The 16,924-nt window shown below is 51.1% G+C and carries 14 protein-coding genes; 9 read left to right on the plus strand and 5 right to left on the minus strand.

From position 1 onward, the window contains the following. Position 1: 1 nt before the first annotated feature. The 3 genes from yaaA to dnaA all read right to left on the minus strand — a co-directional run bounded on the left by yaaA (position 2) and on the right by dnaA (position 3,102). A complete protein-coding gene (gene yaaA, locus FC43_RS02550) occupies positions 2–223 on the minus strand; it encodes a S4 domain-containing protein YaaA (protein ID WP_019206261.1) in 222 nt (73 codons plus the stop codon). A 232-nt stretch (positions 224–455) separates the two neighbouring features. Beyond that, on the minus strand, positions 456–1,595 hold the full coding sequence (dnaN, locus tag FC43_RS02555) for a DNA polymerase III subunit beta (RefSeq protein WP_056953841.1): 1,140 nt from the start codon (positions 1,593–1,595) through the stop codon (positions 456–458). A 172-nt stretch (positions 1,596–1,767) separates the two neighbouring features. Next, positions 1,768–3,102, minus strand: coding sequence for a chromosomal replication initiator protein DnaA (gene dnaA, locus FC43_RS02560; RefSeq protein WP_056953843.1), 1,335 nt, complete (start codon positions 3,100–3,102; stop codon positions 1,768–1,770). 505 nt (positions 3,103–3,607) lie between these two features. On the opposite strand from dnaA, the gene rpmH reads away from it, so the two are divergent. The 9 genes from rpmH to lepB all read left to right on the plus strand — a co-directional run bounded on the left by rpmH (position 3,608) and on the right by lepB (position 13,748). Continuing rightward, entirely contained in the window at positions 3,608–3,742 is a 135-nt protein-coding gene (gene rpmH, locus FC43_RS10755) for a 50S ribosomal protein L34 (RefSeq protein WP_006917488.1), read from the plus strand. Positions 3,743–3,868: 126 nt separating this feature from the next. Next, positions 3,869–4,225: a ribonuclease P protein component gene (gene rnpA / locus FC43_RS02565; RefSeq protein WP_019206264.1), complete on the plus strand. Its 357-nt coding sequence runs from the start codon at positions 3,869–3,871 to the stop codon at positions 4,223–4,225. 32 nt (positions 4,226–4,257) lie between these two features. Next, positions 4,258–5,091, plus strand: coding sequence for a YidC/Oxa1 family membrane protein insertase (locus FC43_RS02570; RefSeq protein WP_019206265.1), 834 nt, complete (start codon positions 4,258–4,260; stop codon positions 5,089–5,091). 1 nt (position 5,092) lies between these two features. Further along, on the plus strand, positions 5,093–5,869 hold the full coding sequence (gene jag, locus FC43_RS02575; protein WP_056953845.1) for an RNA-binding cell elongation regulator Jag/EloR: 777 nt from the start codon (positions 5,093–5,095) through the stop codon (positions 5,867–5,869). Between the two features lie 161 nt (positions 5,870–6,030). Beyond that, positions 6,031–7,419 carry a tRNA uridine-5-carboxymethylaminomethyl(34) synthesis GTPase MnmE gene (mnmE, locus tag FC43_RS02580; RefSeq protein ID WP_056953847.1) on the plus strand — a complete coding sequence of 463 codons (1,389 nt, stop codon included), beginning with the start codon at positions 6,031–6,033 and terminating at the stop codon, positions 7,417–7,419. Positions 7,420–7,426: 7 nt separating this feature from the next. Continuing rightward, on the plus strand, positions 7,427–9,325 hold the full coding sequence (gene mnmG / locus FC43_RS02585; RefSeq protein WP_019206268.1) for a tRNA uridine-5-carboxymethylaminomethyl(34) synthesis enzyme MnmG: 1,899 nt from the start codon (positions 7,427–7,429) through the stop codon (positions 9,323–9,325). Between the two features lie 138 nt (positions 9,326–9,463). After that, on the plus strand, positions 9,464–11,377 hold the full coding sequence (gene asnB, locus FC43_RS02590) for an asparagine synthase (glutamine-hydrolyzing) (protein ID WP_056953849.1): 1,914 nt from the start codon (positions 9,464–9,466) through the stop codon (positions 11,375–11,377). A gap of 164 nt (positions 11,378–11,541) precedes the next feature. Next, positions 11,542–13,080, plus strand: coding sequence for a UDP-N-acetylmuramoyl-L-alanyl-D-glutamate--2,6-diaminopimelate ligase (locus FC43_RS02595; protein ID WP_056953851.1), 1,539 nt, complete (start codon positions 11,542–11,544; stop codon positions 13,078–13,080). A 65-nt stretch (positions 13,081–13,145) separates the two neighbouring features. Next, a complete protein-coding gene (lepB, locus tag FC43_RS02600) occupies positions 13,146–13,748 on the plus strand; it encodes a signal peptidase I (RefSeq protein WP_056953854.1) in 603 nt (200 codons plus the stop codon). 155 nt (positions 13,749–13,903) lie between these two features. On the opposite strand, the gene thrS is transcribed toward lepB, so the two are convergent. Together thrS and FC43_RS02610 are read right to left on the minus strand one after the other, a co-directional pair. After that, on the minus strand, positions 13,904–15,712 hold the full coding sequence (thrS, locus tag FC43_RS02605) for a threonine--tRNA ligase (RefSeq protein WP_056953856.1): 1,809 nt from the start codon (positions 15,710–15,712) through the stop codon (positions 13,904–13,906). 319 nt (positions 15,713–16,031) lie between these two features. Continuing rightward, complete coding sequence (locus FC43_RS02610; RefSeq protein WP_056953857.1) at positions 16,032–16,826, minus strand: hypothetical protein; 795 nt, start codon at positions 16,824–16,826, stop codon at positions 16,032–16,034. Positions 16,827–16,924: the final 98 nt, after the last annotated feature.

Below are 16,924 nucleotides of genomic sequence, written 5' to 3' on the forward strand. Positions count from 1 at the left end.
GCTAGTCCGTAATGGTAATGGTCATGACCCCAACAATCGTCACTTCATCACCGGGGTACAACTTCTTGCCCCGCCGATCTTCAGCTTGCGCATTGACCGTCACGGCCTGTTCCTTTAAAAACCACTTGGCTGCGCCCCCCGTCGGGATAATGCCTTCTTCTTTTAATAATTGCCCGAGGGTAATAAAGGGCTGCTCAAGTTTAAACGTTGCTTGCTTTTCCAATCATCTCACCTACTTTGTATAGCTCTTCTATTATAGCTTTTTCACCCCGCAAACACAAATTTAAAGCGGTTTTAAGCCAATTTCAGCCCCTTTTAAGCTTGCGAACCATTTTTGGGTTTTTTACCCCAAAAACGCGCAAACTGCCGTTTACAAGATCTGACTTGCCCAACGCCGAAACAAAAAAGCAGCAGCCCACAACGGGGCCACTACTTTGAGCTGGAAAATTAAGTTGTTAGAACGTCCGCACCGGGGTAATCAATTGCACAAAGTTGGCCTGGTCATCAACTGGCACCAAAGTAAACGGCCGCAGCGGTGACGTAAAGGCCAATTTTACCTTTACTCCCCCAAAGGACTTGAGGGCATCGCCCATGTAATCCGGGTTAAAGGAAATTGCCAGCTCTTGCCCCGTAATGGCATCGAATTGTAATTCTTCTTCGACGTTCCCCACGTCAGCGGAATCCCCACTGATCTTTACCAATTCTTGGGTCGGATCAATCGTCAGCTTGACCACATTATTGCGCCCTTGATGCGACAACAAGGAAGCCCGCGAAATCGCGGCTAATAAAACATTGGCATCAATCGTCAGGTCGGTTTCAGAAGTTTCCGGAATCAAGCGGCTGGTGTCGGGGTACTTCCCTTCTAACAACCGAGAGTAAAAGAGGGTGTGGCCAAATTTAAAGAGCACTTGATTTTCCGCAATCAGCAGGTCGATGGGGTCCTTTTGGTCTGGAATCATCCGGGCCAATTCCGTCATCGAAACCCCCGGAATCACCACATCCGCTGCAGTCGCCACCGGTGCTGGCAGGGTCACTTTGCGTTGGGCCAAGCGGTGACTGTCCGTGGCAATGGCGGTTAATTGATCTTGGGTTAAGAGAACGTGGATTCCCGTTAAAATTGGTCTACTTTCTTGCTTAGAAACGGCAATCCGGGTTTGATCAATTACTTCGCGCAATAAGTCGGGGGCTAATTGGACGGTTTTATCGCTTTCTAATTCCGGCAGTTTCGGGTAGTTGTTAGCATCTTGCCCGTTGATCTTAAATTCCGCCGGACCAGACGTAATCGTCGTCAAAAAGCCCGTTTTGACCTCTAAGGTTACGGTTTCCGCCGGCAACTTTTTCACAATTTCATTAAACAAACGCGCTTGCAACACAATGGCACCGGGTTCTTCAACTACTAAGCCGAGTTGCCCTTCGCTGGCCGCTAACGTTGATTGAATGGTGATATCAGAGTTGCTTCCCGTTAAAACCAGTTGGTCATCCGTAACCACCAACTTTACCCCAGTTAAAATGGGAATTGTAGTTTTGGATGAAATCGCACGTAACACATTGGCTAATTCGTTGGTAAACCCAGTTCGATTAATCGTAAATTTCATGTTTAACTCCTCGCTATAAATTAATATAAATGTATATAATTAAAAATAGTAGTGGTAGTAGGACCTGTGGAGACTGTGGAAAACTAAATCAAAGCATTTGGACAACAGAGTTTCCCCCTTGTGGACAATTTGGGGAAAACTGTGGAAAACGTAAAAGTTATCCCCAAGGCGCTTACGGGGTCAGGGTAACTTTCAACTGATCGATGTCATGCTGTAATTGTTGGTCAGTTTGCAGCAGTTTCTCGATTTTATCAATTGCATGCAGCACCGTCGTGTGATCTTTGCCGCCAAATTCCTTGCCGATTTTGGGCAGGGAGTTATCGGTTAATTCCCGGGCCAGATACATGGCGATTTGGCGGGGGATGACGATATTTTTGACCCGTTTTTTGCCAGTAATGTCGGCTTGGGTAATGCCGTAGAAATTGGCGACCTTGCGTTGAATCAAGTCAATGGTTAACGCAGTGGTCGGGGCATCACCAATGCCTTGTAAGGCTTCCGCAGCAATGGCGGTCGTGATGGGGGTCTTATGCAGGTCAGCATAGACGCGGACGCGCATCAAAGCCCCTTCCAATTCCCGGACGTTGGTATTGATTTTGGTAGCAATGTAATTTAAGACCTCACTGGGCACGCCTTGAATATTTTCTTCTTCAGCTTTCCGGTTCAAGATCGCAATCCGGGTTTCTAACCCGGGGGAAGTGATTTCAACCGTCAGCCCCCACACAAAGCGCGAAACCAAGCGCTCCGTCAGGTTCGGGATTTCCTTGGGGTTTTGGTCAGCCGTCAACACGATCTGCTTGTTGTTATCGTGCAAGACATTAAAGGTATTGAAAAATTCCAGCTGGGTTTCGTTTTTAGAGGCTAAAAACTGGACGTCATCCACGAGCAGGGCGTCTAAATCGCGGTATTCGCGCCGAAATTCTTCTTGGGTCCGGTTCTTAATGGAGTTGATATAGTCATTCATGAAGTTTTCACTCGTGACGTACTTAATCTTGGCGTTTGGGTTATGGACCAACATGTTATTGGCAATCGCTTGCATCAAGTGGGTCTTACCCAGGCCAACGCCCCCATAGATCAGCAGGGGATTGTATAAGCCCCCGGGTTGTTCCGAAGCAGCGTAAGCGGAGGCGTAGGCAAATTGGTTGCTGCGGCCTTCGACAAACGTTTCAAAAGTATATTCCGGATTGAGGGGCGTTTGGGTTTGAAAAGTTGGAACAGGCTGCGAAGCGGGCGTTGCCGGATTGCCAATTAAGTTCTTCGTTAACAGGTAGCGGGGTTCAATCTCTTGCCCCGTTTGTTCTTGTAAGATTTGCTTTAATTGGGCATTTAATCGCTGTTTCCACCAGTCTAAATGGTAATCCGTTGGTACGACGACCGTTAATTGGTGGTTGGACAGAGAATATGCTTTTGCCGGAGCAACGACGTTTTCATAAGTCGGACCGGTGATGGTCTGCTTAAACGCGTTTTGGACCGCTTCCCAGAGTGAATCAAGAGAAGAGAGCTCAGTCAAAATAATTCCTCCTAAAGTTGTGGATAATCATAAAGCCAAACGATATTTTATCATTACTTTTCCGAGTTTTCCACAGGGGTGCGGAAAAAGGATCCCCAAAAGACACAACGCTGTGTGGAAATTGTACCCAGGGGTGGTGAAATTGCGGATAACGGAGCCGCAATGGCAACTTATCCACAATCAAATGGGGATATCAACAGCCCTGAAAGCCGACCTACCAAGGTATTAGAAACTTCTCCACACCCCTGTGGAAAACTAAAATCACAGGGGTGGGCAAAAGTGGCCGACCGGGGAAAAACGTGTGGAAAACTGCTGATCCAGGGTGGATAAAAAACAACGCTGTGGATTATTTTTGGTTAACTGTGGAAAACTAAAAAATTTTTTCGGTGAAATGAAGCTTTCTTCTGGCCGAAAAGTATGCTATACTTCAACAGTATGTTTAAAGAGTTTGTCTTTTTGGACTTAAAAAAAGAAATTTAAATTAGCTACGAGGAGGTGCAAACCGATGAAGCGTACATTCCAACCAAAGAAGCGTCACCGCGCTCGTGTTCACGGCTTCCGCGCTCGGATGAGCACTAGCAACGGTCGCAAGGTATTAGCTCGCCGCCGTCAAAAGGGCCGCAAGGTATTATCTGCATAACCAGTGGCCACTATTAAGTTAGTGGCTTTTTTTAAACGAAAGTAGGGGGCAGGGCGTCCGCTAAGGCTAGCTTCAAAAGCTGTCGTGCGCCCGGCCCCTTTTTTGATACAAACAGGAGCGCAAACTATGCGAAAATCATACCGCGTTAAGAAGGAAAGTGAATTTCAACGCGTTTTTGAAACGCACCAATCAGTGGCCAACCGGAAATTCATCATCTATCAGATGGCGAAACCGGGCCAACCCCATTTTCGGGTTGGCATTTCGGTGGGTAAAAAGGTCGGCAATGCTGTAAACCGGAACTGGGTCAAGCGGCGGATTCGCCAAACCTTACTTGAGGTCAAACCGCAGTTAAAAGCGGAAGTAGACTTTCTGGTGATTGCCCGGCCAGCGGCGCGTGGCTTAGAGATGGCTGAAATCAAGCGGAATTTGGTGCATGCTTTAAAGATGGCGGATTTGTTAGTTGAAGAACCTACGGCAGACTAGCATTACTGGTCGAAATGAAGGAGGAAGCCGGTTTGAAAAAACAAGGAAAAAAGGCCCTGAGCCTGACGGGAATCGGACTGCTGGCTGTTTTGCTGGCGGCGTGTTCCAACCAACCTGTCACCAGTCATAGTACGGGGATTTGGGACCACTACATTGTCTACAATGGTTCGCAATTCATCCTATGGCTCGCCAAGCACTTTGGCGGTTACGGCATGGGGATTATTATCTTTACTATTCTAGTGCGGATTTTGATCCTGCCGTTGATGCACTACCAAACGAAATCGATGCTTAAAATGCAAGAATTGCAGCCCCAATTAAAGGCCCTGCAGCAAAAGTACCCGGGGAAAGACCGGGTCTCCTTGCAAAAGATGCAAACGGAGCAACAAAAGCTCTATAAAGAAGCTGGGGTGAACCCGTTTGCTTCAATGCTGCCATTATTGGTGCAATTGCCGATTATGTGGGCGTTGTACCAAGCAATTTGGCGCTCGCCGGAATTAAAGACGGGGTCCTTTTTGTGGCTCCAACTCGGTCACACGGACCCGTACTTCGTGATGCCACTGCTAGCGGCGTTGTTTACCTTTATTTCTTCCTGGCTGTCGATGGCTTCTCTACCAGAAAAGAACAGTATGTCCACGACGATGACCTATGTGATGCCAATCATGATCTTCGTCATGGCGCTGAACTTCTCGGCGGCCATTACCCTGTACTGGGTGGTCACGAACGCTTTCCAAGTGGTGCAAACGATGCTTTTGCAAAATCCGTTTAAAATCAAGCGGGAGCGTCAAGCCCGGCAACGGCAAGAACGGCAACGCAAAAACCGCCTGGCGCACGCCAAAAAGAATGCCTACCGGGGTAAGAAGCGGTAAGATGGCAACGTTTAAAGGGAAGACGCTCGCGGCGGCCAAACAAGCTGCTGCCCAGGCCTTGGGCTGCTCGGTCGCGGAGTTGACGGTAACGATTAAGCAAATGCCAACCAAGGGCTTTTTTGGCTGGGGGGCCCGGTTAGCTGTGATTGAAGCCCAGCGGCGGCCTAAGCCAGTCTTGGCCCCAATGCCGGCCCAAGTGGCAGCGCAGCCTACTCAGTCAGCTGTGCCGCAGGCGAAACAAGCCGCGCCCGCCACACGTCCCGGGGCAACCGCAGCGTTGTCACCAGCGGAGTTGGCCGCGCGGCAAGCAGCCAATTTAGCTAAAATGACGGCTGCCAGCTTGGCGTTGCAGACTTATTTGGTGGATGTTTGCCACCAGTTAGCGCTTGAAGTGCAACCGCAAGTCCAAACGCAGACCGGGCATGAGTTGAGCATTGATTTAGTGACCCCCACCCCGGGGAAGTTAATTGGTTATCATGGGCGGCGGTTGAATGCCCTGGAAGTGTTGGCGACGACCTTTTTGGTCTATCAAGGGGTCAAGGATCCCCAGGTAACCTTGGACGTGGCCGACTACCGGGCCCGGCGGCAAGTGGCCTTGGCCAAATTGGCGCAGCGCAGCGTCACGGAAGTGATTGCGACGCAACAAGCGGTCTTTTTGGCCCCAATGCCCGCCCGCGAGCGGAAGTTTTTGCATCAGTATTTGGAAACTGAGCCGCAAGTCAAGACGTATTCGCACGGGCGCGAGCCGTACCGCAGCTTAGTGATTGCGCCTAAATAACGCCTTTTGGTTGACAAGCCCAGGGGAGCTGACTAAAATAACGGTGTTAAAAACGAATTATCAAATTACGTTAGAGTAGTGAAAGTGCTTTGACCATGTGTGCTGGGGGACCAGCCGATCGTGGACGGGCACTTTTTTTGTAAGCAGGAAGGATGACGATTGTGGCAAATTCAGAATTTGATACGATTGCGGCCATCTCGACCCCAGTGGGTGAGGGGGGGATTTCAATCATTCGCATCAGCGGCTCGGCTGCGCTGGCTGTTGCCAACCAGTTGATTAAGGGGCCAGACTTAACCCAAGTAGCCAGCCACACGATTAACTACGGGCACTTAATTGATCCGACCACCGCCGAAGAAGTTGATGAAGTGATGGTTTCGGTCATGCTGGCGCCGCGGACCTATACCAAAGAAGACGTCGTGGAAATCAACTGTCACGGGGGTTTGTTGGCGACCAACCGAACCTTGCAGTTGGTTTTAAGTCATGGGGCGCGCTTGGCCGAACCAGGCGAATTTACGAAACGGGCCTTTTTAAACGGGCGCTTGGACCTTTCACAAGCCGAGGCGGTCATGGACTTGATTCGGGCCAAGACGGATCAATCCATGCAAGTGGCCTTAAATCAGTTGGATGGGGATTTATCGCGCTTGATTAAGCGGCTGCGTCAGGATATTTTAGACGTCTTAGCGCAAGTCGAAGTCAATATTGACTACCCCGAATACGATGCGGTTGAAGAAATGACCAGCCAGATGCTAAAAGAAAAAGCCCAGAGCGTCAAGCAACACTTGGTGGCCTTGTTACAGTCAGCCAAGCAAGGAAAGGTGCTGCGTGACGGGTTGGCCACAGCCATCATTGGGCGGCCCAATGTCGGAAAATCGAGCTTGTTAAATACTTTATTACATGAGGACAAAGCGATTGTGACCAACGTTGCGGGGACCACCCGGGACGTCATTGAAGAGTATGTCAACGTCAATGGGGTTCCCCTGCGGCTAATTGACACGGCCGGGATTCGCCAAACGGACGACCAGGTCGAAAAAATTGGGGTCGCGCGCAGCAAACAGGCGTTAGACGCAGCGGATTTGGTCTTATTGTTATTGGACAGCTCCCGGGAATTGACGGGGGAAGACCGGGCTTTGATTGAAGCCACGGCGGCCAAACCCCGGATTGTGATCCTCAACAAGACGGATTTGCCGAGTCAAATTGATACCGGCCAAGTTCAAGCGATGATTGGTGATACGCCGTTATTAAAAACTTCCATTACCGACCACACCGGGGTCGATCAATTGGGAGCCTTAATTGCGCACCTCTTCTTTGAGCAAGGCATTGAAAGTCACCAAGGCGAAGTGATGGTGACTAACGCCCGCCATATCGGGCTCCTGGCCCAAGCCAACGAAGCCTTGGATGAAGTATTGAGTGGGTTAGCGGCCGGGATGCCGGTTGATTTAGTGCAAATCGACATGACCCGCTGCTGGGACTTGCTGGGGGAAATCACCGGGGACAGCTACCAAGATGAATTATTGGATCAACTTTTCAGTCAGTTCTGTTTAGGAAAGTAGGAAAACGATGGAAGTATCAAGTGCAAAACAATACGAAGCTGGATCATATGATGTGATCGTGGTTGGGGCCGGGCACGCCGGCAGTGAAGCGGCCCTAGCCGCGGCCCGGATGGGCAATCGGACCCTCTTGGTTACCATTAGCCTGGAAATGGTGGCCTTTATGCCATGTAACCCTTCCTTAGGGGGGCCAGCAAAAGGGATCGTAGTACGCGAAATTGATGCCTTAGGGGGCCAAATGGGGAAAAACATTGACCAGACCTATGTGCAAATGCGGATGCTCAACACCGGGAAGGGGCCGGCGGTTCGCGCCTTGCGGGCCCAAGCAGATAAGCATGCTTACCACCGGCAGATGAAGCTGACGATTGAACAAGAACCGAATTTAACCCTCCGCCAAGCCACCGTGGACGATTTGATTGTTGAAGACGGGGTTTGCTGCGGGGTAATTACCAACACCGGGGCCCGCTACCGGGCGAAGGCGGTCGTGTTAACGGTCGGCACCGCCGCCCGGGGGAAGATTATTATCGGGGAATTGCAATATGAATCCGGACCGAATAATTCGAAAGCTGCCGTGAAGCTGTCAGAGGCCTTGGAACGGCTGGGCTTTGAATTAGAACGCTTTAAGACCGGGACGCCGCCGCGGGTCAACGGGAACACGATTGATTATGCGGCAACAGAAGAGCAACCCGGCGATGAAACGCCGCACCACTTTAGCTTTGATACCCCGGACAGTGCCTACCTGCCAGTTAAAGACCAATTGTCCTGCTGGTTGACCTATACCAATCCCGCGGTTCACGACCTGATTCGGGCCAACTTAGACCGGGCCCCGATGTTTTCCGGCTTAATCGAAGGGGTTGGGCCCCGTTATTGTCCATCGATTGAAGACAAGGTCGTCCGCTTTGCGGATAAGGATCGTCACCAATTATTCTTAGAACCCGAGGGTCGCGATACGGATGAATACTATGTGGATGGATTATCAACTTCCTTCCCGGAAGAAATTCAACAACAATTGCTCCACCAGATTAAGGGCCTGGAGCACGTTGAAATGATGCGGCCTGGTTACGCGATTGAATATGACGTTGTGGCCCCGCACCAGTTGCACCCTACCTTGGAAACCAAGTTGATCAAAAACCTCTATACGGCGGGCCAAACCAACGGGACGTCTGGTTACGAAGAAGCAGCCGGCCAAGGCCTGATTGCGGGGATTAACGCGGGCCGGCGGGCCTTGGGCTTAGCCCCGTTTGTCTTGAAGCGTTCGGATGCCTACATTGGGGTCATGATTGACGATTTGGTCACGAAGGGGACCAAGGAGCCATACCGGTTGTTAACCAGTCGGGCCGAATACCGCTTGATCTTGCGGCATGACAACGCGGATTTGCGGCTGATGGCGATGGGGCACGCCTTGGGCCTGGTTTCAGATGAACGGTTAGCGGCGATGGAAGCCAAGAAAGCGACGGTCGCGGCGGAAATTAAGCGGCTGGCAACCGTGCGGCTCAAGCCAGGTTCAGCGGCCGATGAGTTTATCCAAGCCCATGGGGACCACGCGTTGAAGGATTCCCTGACGGCGGCGGCCCTTTTGAAGCGGCCGTACGTTTCATACGACCAGCTCTTGGAATTTATCCCGGCCCCAGCGACGCCGTTGGATCGCCAAGCTAAGGAACAAGTGGAAATTCAACTGAAGTACGAAGGCTACATTAAAAAAGAAGAGGTTAAGGTCAACCGGCTGAAGCGCATGGAAGCCAAGAAGATTCCGGCCAACATTGATTACGATCAAATTGACGGTTTGGCAACGGAAGGGCGGCAAAAATTGGCGAAGATTCGGCCTGAAACCTTGGCCCAAGCCTCCCGGATTTCGGGGGTCAACCCGGCGGATCTGGCCATTTTAAGTGTTTACATCCAACACCACTAGAGATAAATTAGCGGCCGGGAAGAACGGGCCGTGGTATGATGATTAAATGAACTGAAACGATTGAATCTCGTGGGGAAACCCGTTATGATTGCCTTTTAGGGTCAAAACCATAATTAGAGTGAATGGGAGTTGAAATAAATGTGTGGAATCGTTACCTTTGTGGACAATGAAGCGCCACAAGTCAAGGATAGCTTGATCCAAACGATGATGAACCGAATTATCCACCGGGGACCCGATGATGCCGGCCACTTTGTCGACCAAGGGGTGGCAATGGGTTTTCGGCGGTTGAGCTTTATTGATGTAAAGAGCGGGGCTCAACCAATCTTTAATGAAGATGACTCCAAAGCGATTACCTTTAACGGTGAAATTTATAACTTTAAGCCGCTTCGGGAAGAACTGATTGAATTAGGGCACCATTTTACGACCCATGCAGATACGGAAGTTATTTTGCATGGTTACGAAGAATGGGGCGCTGAGGTTACCAAGCGGTTGCGGGGGATGTTTGCCTTCTTAATTTGGGACCGGGAAAAGCAAGAATTGTTTGGGGCCCGGGACCACTTTGGGATTAAGCCCTTGTATTACGGGAAGATGAATGGGACCTTCTTTGCGGGGTCAGAAATCAAATCATTCTTAGACCACCCGAACTTCAATAAAGAGTTAAATAAGGCTGCGTTAAAGCCGTTTATGACCTTCCAGTATCCGGCCCTTGATGAAACCTTCTTTAAGGGGATCTTTAAGTTGCCAGAGGGGCATTATTTCTACTACCGGAATGGTGAATTTTCAATGGCCCAGTACTGGGACGCGGAATTTGCGGCGGAAGATGAAAGCTTTGAAGAAGCCGTTGACAAGATTGAAGCGGCCGTGAGCGAATCCGTTAAGGCCCACTCCTTTGCCGATGAAGGCATCAAAGTGGGGTCCTTTTTATCCGCCGGGGTTGACTCCAGTTACGTTACGGCCATGATGCGCCCCGATGAGACCTTCTCGATCGGCTTTGATCAGGGGTATGATGAAACCAAGCAGGCCCGGGAGTTGGCTCAGAAGCTGAACTTAAAGAATACGGATGCAACTTTGACCAATGACGAGGCCTTTCATACCTTCCCGTTGATCCAATACTACTTGGATGAACCGGATTCCAACCCGTCGGTCGTACCGCTGTACTTCTTGACCAAACTGGCTAAGGATCACGGCTACAAGGCAATGCTTTCTGGGGAAGGGGCCGATGAACTTTTCGCGGGTTACACGGCTTATGGCTACAATACCAATTCCAAGGCCATTAAGTGGTTGACCAACCGGTTGGCGAAGTTACCAAAGGCTAAGCGGGAACGGGTGGCCAACTGGCTGAAACACCACAAGAATTTCCATGGGCGGCTGCACATGTACAATAACTTGGCAGCGGCGCGGGATTCCTTCATTGGCCAAGCCCGTGTCTTTACGCCAGAAGAAGCCGAAGCGATTTTGCAACCAGCTTACCAACAAGCCCCAAGCGTGCAAGAAATTGTTGACCGGACGTATGACCGGATCGATGATCAAGACGTGCCAGAACTATCCAAGAAGCAATACCTGGACATTCACCAGTGGATGCCTGGTGATATCTTGCTGAAGGCGGACAAGATGAGTATGGCTAATTCCTTGGAACTGCGGGTGCCATTACTGGATAAGGAAATGATGAAGGTGGCAGGGCACACGCCAGCGAAATACTTGCTAACGGATCAAGGGACGAAGTGGGCCTTCCGGATGGCGGCCAACCGGCACTTACCAGAAGAATGGGCCACCCGCGAAAAGCTGGGCTTCCCGGTTCCGGTGCGGGAATGGCTGCGGCAAAAAGATTTCTATGAAGAAGTGCTCGAAATTTTTAAGCAGGATTTCGTGGGAGAATTTTTTGATCAAGCCAAGTTGTTGGCGATGGCGCAAGCCAACTTTGAAGGCAAAACGGATGACCGGCGGAAACTGTGGACGATCTATACCTTCTTGGTTTGGTACAAGCTTTACTTCATTGACAACTTTAATCCGCATGAGGAAGTTGAATTAGTCAAGGAAGGCGCTAAGGCCTAATCTTTCGGCGAAGAAAGCGACAGCCCGGAAGAAGGAAAGCGTCGGCAAGGCGACTTTCCCTTTCGCTGTGTCACACTTGGAAATCGAACAAGAGGCCGCGGAAAAACAGCGTTTTTCCCGGCCTTATTTTGTAGCGCTTAAACTAAATTTGGAGGATCATGATGATGCGTTTAACCCTAACTCAAGCCGTAACCTTGCTCAAGGAGCACGATTTACTGGTTAAAGTTGTCAACCCGCAGGTAACCGAATTTACAGCGGTGACTTATGACTCCCGCCACATTCCGGCGGGACAGCCACTCTTTTTTTGCAAAGGGGTTGGCTTTAAGGCGGACTACTTGGCAATGGCAATCGATCACGGGGCGGTAGGGTACGTGGCGACCCAAGCTTATGAGCAGCCCGTCACGGGGATTGTGGTCAAGGATGATCAAAAAGCGATGGCCCTGCTAGCGGCAGCCTTTTATGATTATCCGCAAAACGATCTGTTCATCGTGGGGATTACGGGTACGAAGGGGAAAACGACCACTGCTTACTTTACGCATAATGCCCTGACGGCCAGTGCCGGCCCCCAAACGGCCCTGTTGTCGACGTTGAACACGATCTTAGGGCCGCAACCCGATCAGACCTTCAAATCCCACTTAACGACCCCAGAATCGCTGGATCTCTTTGCTTACATGCGCCAAGCCGTTGATAACAAGATGACCCATTTGGTGATGGAAGTGTCGTCGCAAGCCTACCTCAAGCACCGGGTCTATGGCTTGACGTTTGACGTGGGCATTTTCTTAAATATCAGTCCGGACCACATTGGGCGCAATGAGCACCCAACCTTTGCCAACTACTTATTCTGTAAAGAACAACTGCTGGTCAACGCCAGGACCTGTTTGATCAATGCGGATATGCCGTACTTTGCTGCGGTCCAGCAAGCGGCCCAAACGACGACGGCGCCTGAGCGCATTTTTACCTTTGGGCAAACGGCGCCGGAAGTTGATTTCCGCTACCAATCAGTGCTGAGTGATTTAGCGGAATCTAAGTTTCAACTGCGCGCGGAAAGTCCGAAAGCGCAGGCCCTGCAAGTGGCCGGTGAGTACATTGCCAGTGTGCCCGGGGACTACAACGAAGGCAATGCGACCGCGGCCGTGATTACGGCTGGCTTGGCCGGGGCTAAAGCGGCGGCCATTCAAACGGCCCTGCAAAAGACGCACATTCCGGGCCGGATGGAGGTCTTGCCGACCAAGGGCCACGGGACCGTCTACGTTGATTATGCGCATGATTATGCCAGCGTGAAGCGGTTAGTGGCCTTCTTACGTTCGCAAACGCCAGCCGGGGGGAAGGTAATTGTTGTCTTGGGGGCCCCCGGTGATAAGGGCATTTCCCGGCGGCCGGGCTTTGGGAAGGCCTTATCCGAAGAACGAGCCGACGAAGTGATTTTGACGACGGATGACCCAGGTTTTGAAGATCCCAAAGCAATTGCTGACGAAATCGCCGCTCACATTGATCCGCAAAAGGTGGGACATGTCCAATACATTGCGGACCGGGCCCAGGCCATTGCAACGGCGATTACGATGAGTCACAACGATATGGTCGTCATTGCCGGCAAAGGGGCCGATGCCTACCAGAAGGTCAAGGGGCAAGACTTACCGTACCCGAATGATTTGGTCGTTGCCAAGCAAGTCATTGAAAAGTTAGGGGCCCAACCGGAAAAATAGTGGTCAAGGGCGCTTAGGCGGACTATGATGATAATAAATGTTGCAAAGCGCAAGGAGCGAAAATTATGAAAACCATGAAACAAATCATGAGTTGGGTTGTGCCGATTGTGATTGGGTTATTGATTGCGGTCTTGATTCGGACCTTTATCATGCAACCAGTCCGGGTGGATGGCCCCTCAATGTTACCGAACTTACAAAACAACGAGCGGGTTTTGACCTGGAAGTTGGCCAAGATTCACCGCGGCAGCGTGGTCGTCTTTAATGCCGATGGGGTTGATCCGCAGGTCTCCCAGCGGACCTATTACGTTAAGCGGGTCATTGCTGTCCCCGGGGATACGGTAGCTGCTAAGGAGGGCAAGCTTTACGTTAATGGCAAGGAAGTGCGCCAGCAATACATCAATCGGTACCAACGGACCCAAGGGACGGGGAATTGGACCCTCAAGTCGATCTCGGTCCAAAACAGTTGGCTCAAAAACAGCGGCGCGACCAAGGTGCCTAAGGGGGAATACTTTGTTTTAGGTGACCACCGGAGTGTTTCCAACGACAGCCGTTACTACGGCTTTGTTCCGAAAGAAAAGGTCTTAGGGGTCGTGCAAGTTGGCTTCTGGTCCGGCAACCAAAGCAAGAAGAATAACGTTAACCACGAATGGCAACACTATTTTGAATAGGGCCAAGTGAAGTTGGGAAAAAAGGCTTAAAAATTCAAAAGCGCTAGAAACCACGTTACTGAAAACGTTGATTTCTAGCGCTTTTTGTTGTTGCTTGCTAAGTTTTAGCCGAAAAGATAGTTTCTTCTCAGCCTCACTCACCGTTACCCACCGAATTAGTTTTTCCGGGAGTAGCTGGCAATGTCGGCTAAGATTTCGTTTAAGAATTCTTGCTTGCTCAGGCTGGTTTGGTCTTTTTCACCGTATTTACGGACGGAAACCGACCCGTTGGCTTGTTCATCTTCCCCTACGACCAGCGTGTATGGGACTTTTTGGGTTTGAGCTTCCCGGATCTTGTAGCCCATCTTTTCGTTGCGGTGGTCAACTTTGACCCGCACGTTAGCGGCCTTTAATTGAGCGGCCAATTGGTCGGCGTAAGCCCCGTGCTTGTCATCAGAAACCGGAATGATCGTTACTTGTTGTGGCGCTAACCAAGTTGGGAAGGCCCCCTTGTAGATTTCCGTCAGGTAGGCGATGAAACGTTCCATCGTGCCGACAACCCCCCGGTGGATCATCACGGGCCGGTGTTGCTTCCCGTCTTCGCCAACGTAGTGCAGATCAAAGCGTTCTGGCAACATGAAGTCGAGTTGGATCGTCGACATCGTTTCTTCGTTGCCTAGGGCCGTCTTAGTTTGGATGTCCAGCTTTGGTCCGTAGAAGGCGGCTTCCCCTTCGGCTTCGTAGTAGTCTAAGCCGAGGTCGTCCATGGCACCCTTTAACATGGATTGGGCTTGTTCCCACATTTCATCGTTTGCGTAGTACTTATCGGTGTTCTTAGGGTCCCGGTAGGACAGCCGGAAGGTGTAATCCGTGATGTCAAAGTCTTCGTAGACACTCATGATCAACTTTAAGATCTTGGCAAATTCCTTTTGAATTTGGTTTAAAGCAACGAAGGTGTGACCATCGTTCAGGGTCATTTCCCGGACCCGTTGCAAACCAGACAGGGCCCCTGATTTTTCGTAACGGTGCATCATCCCCAGTTCGGCAATCCGCAATGGCAGATCCCGGTAGGAACGAATGTGGTGCTTGTAGACTTGGATGTGGGATGGGCAGTTCATTGGCCGCAGTTCCAGCATTTCGCCGTCCCCCATGTCCATTGGTGGGAACATGTCATCGCGGTAGTGTTGCCAGTGGCCCGACGTCTTGTAGGCATCCAGGTTCATTAAGACTGGCGTGTAAACGTGTTCGTAATCGTCAGAAACTTCCCGGTCGATGATGTAGCGTTCAATCGTCCGCCGGATCGTCGACCCCTTTGGCATCCAGTAAGGCAAACCGGCGCCGACCTTTGGATCGACAAAGAAGAGGTCGAGTTGGTTCCCGATCACCCGGTGGTCGCGTTCCTTGGCTTCTTGGCGAGCCTTTAAGTCCGCGGCCAGGTCATCGCCGTTAAAGAAGACCGTCCCGTAAATCCGTTGCAGCATCGGGTTGGAAGACATCCCCTTCCAGTAAGCCCCGGCCACGGACAGGAGTTGGTAGTGCTTAACGACGTTGGCATAGACCAGGATCGGTGCTTCAGCAACAATCGCTGCATCCCCCAAGCGGTAGAGGGCCACTTTGCTGTCGTGGGCGTGTTCCTTTAACAGTTCGTTGGTGAATTGATCATCCCCGGCTTCAGCTAAGGCCGCATCCAGGTCAACTTCAGCAAATTCTACCTTTAAGCCGTCCTTGGCAATTTGCTTCATGGCGGCGGCCAGGTCGTCCAGTTGGTCGGCGGAGACTTGTTGGTCGTCCTTATCTGAATCAACGTAGAATTGATCGTCTTCGGCAACGGCCGCGCCTAAGCGAATGCCGTCAAATTCGTGTTGTAAAGCCGCCTTTAACATCAAAGCGGCCATTTGCCGCAGGGCAGCCAGTGCGGCGGGATTCCCATCGCGTTCAATCTTTTCAACTTGGCCATCTGGGGCCATTACTGCTACTTGTGCCATCAAATCGCTCCTTTGTAAGAAAAAAATAAATAAAACGCCCCCTTGACCAAGGCTTGGTCAAAGGGACGTTGGTTAACATAACTCAGCGTGGTTCCACCCAAATTCAGAATCAAAGCATGATTCTCTTTGAAGGTGTGGTAACGGACACGACCCGGAACACCTTATTTCGGTATCAAAATAGAAGGTGGTATCCCCAGTGGGGCTAACGATTCTTCCAGCCTAGGAACCGCTCCCTGGATAACTGACCACTGGTGACATGTCCTTCCAATTAGTGCTGATTATAGCATTTTGGTGGGTGGTGTCAAGGGGAGTGACTTAATTATTGTTCTGCCGGTGCCCCGGTTCCATCACTTGGGGTTGCTTCACTTTGGGCGCTACCACCGTTACCAGAGGTTGTTCCAGTATTACCATTGCCCGTGCCGCCGTTACCATTATCAGTATTCCTCTGAGGTTGACTAGGTGTGGATTGGTAAGTCGACTGGTTATCGTTGCCGTTGGTAGTCGTTTGGTCATCCGTCGTGGTACTGGTGGCCTGCGAAGTCGTAGTCGGAGCCGTCTGGTAGCTGTCCTGGACGTCCGTGGCAGTCGACGAAGTGGAATGGGACCGCTTCTTGTGGCTGCTAGAGGACTTGTGACTGGAAGTCTCACTCGAGGAGACCGTCTCGTCGGAAGTCGTATTGACCGGGTTTTGTTGTTTGATCAAGAAGACCACAAAAAAGACTACTAAAGCAGCGATCGCGACCCCTAAAATGGTTTTGTAAATCCGGTGTTTCTTACGGCCGCCAGCTGGCCGGGAAGCATGGTGGCGCTGTGGCTGGCTGGCCGTTGGGGCGGTATAGACCGGCGGGGTGGGTTGGCTCGGTTGGGCCGTCGTTGGCCGCGGGGCGTCATAGCTAGCGGTCTTTTCCACCCGGGTGGGGGTGGCGGTTTGTTCTTGCCGGACGGCGGCGCGGCTGCCCGGGGTGGGAGCAGACTTTGATTCTTGATCTAAGACCCCTTTGAGCTTAATTTTCAGCGGCTTATCTTTTAAGCGCCGTGCTTGTTCGCGCTTGTGCTCGGGCGTGTCGTAGAGTTCGACCCGACTGAGCTGCTTTTTGCGCTCTTCATTGTTCAAAGCAATCACCTCTTCGTAATTTCAGTCAGTTTTAGGACCATTATATCATCTTGCGTCGGGAAAGGATAATTTCTCCAGGGACTGCGCCCAACAAAAAA

It is taken from the genome of Limosilactobacillus ingluviei DSM 15946 (genome assembly GCF_001435775.1).
GTDB lineage: Bacteria > Bacillota > Bacilli > Lactobacillales > Lactobacillaceae > Limosilactobacillus > Limosilactobacillus ingluviei.

Coding starts and splice junctions, on each gene's coding strand:
- thrS (WP_056953856.1), bottom strand. CDS start 15,712: ATGGCACAAGTAGCAGTAATGGCCCCAGATGGCCAAGTTGAAAAGATT.
- mnmG (WP_019206268.1), top strand. CDS start 7,427: ATGGAAGTATCAAGTGCAAAACAATACGAAGCTGGATCATATGATGTG.
- dnaN (WP_056953841.1), bottom strand. CDS start 1,595: ATGAAATTTACGATTAATCGAACTGGGTTTACCAACGAATTAGCCAAT.
- lepB (WP_056953854.1), top strand. CDS start 13,146: ATGAAAACCATGAAACAAATCATGAGTTGGGTTGTGCCGATTGTGATT.
- asnB (WP_056953849.1), top strand. CDS start 9,464: ATGTGTGGAATCGTTACCTTTGTGGACAATGAAGCGCCACAAGTCAAG.
- FC43_RS02595 (WP_056953851.1), top strand. CDS start 11,542: ATGCGTTTAACCCTAACTCAAGCCGTAACCTTGCTCAAGGAGCACGAT.
- jag (WP_056953845.1), top strand. CDS start 5,093: ATGGCAACGTTTAAAGGGAAGACGCTCGCGGCGGCCAAACAAGCTGCT.
- rnpA (WP_019206264.1), top strand. CDS start 3,869: ATGCGAAAATCATACCGCGTTAAGAAGGAAAGTGAATTTCAACGCGTT.
- rpmH (WP_006917488.1), top strand. CDS start 3,608: ATGAAGCGTACATTCCAACCAAAGAAGCGTCACCGCGCTCGTGTTCAC.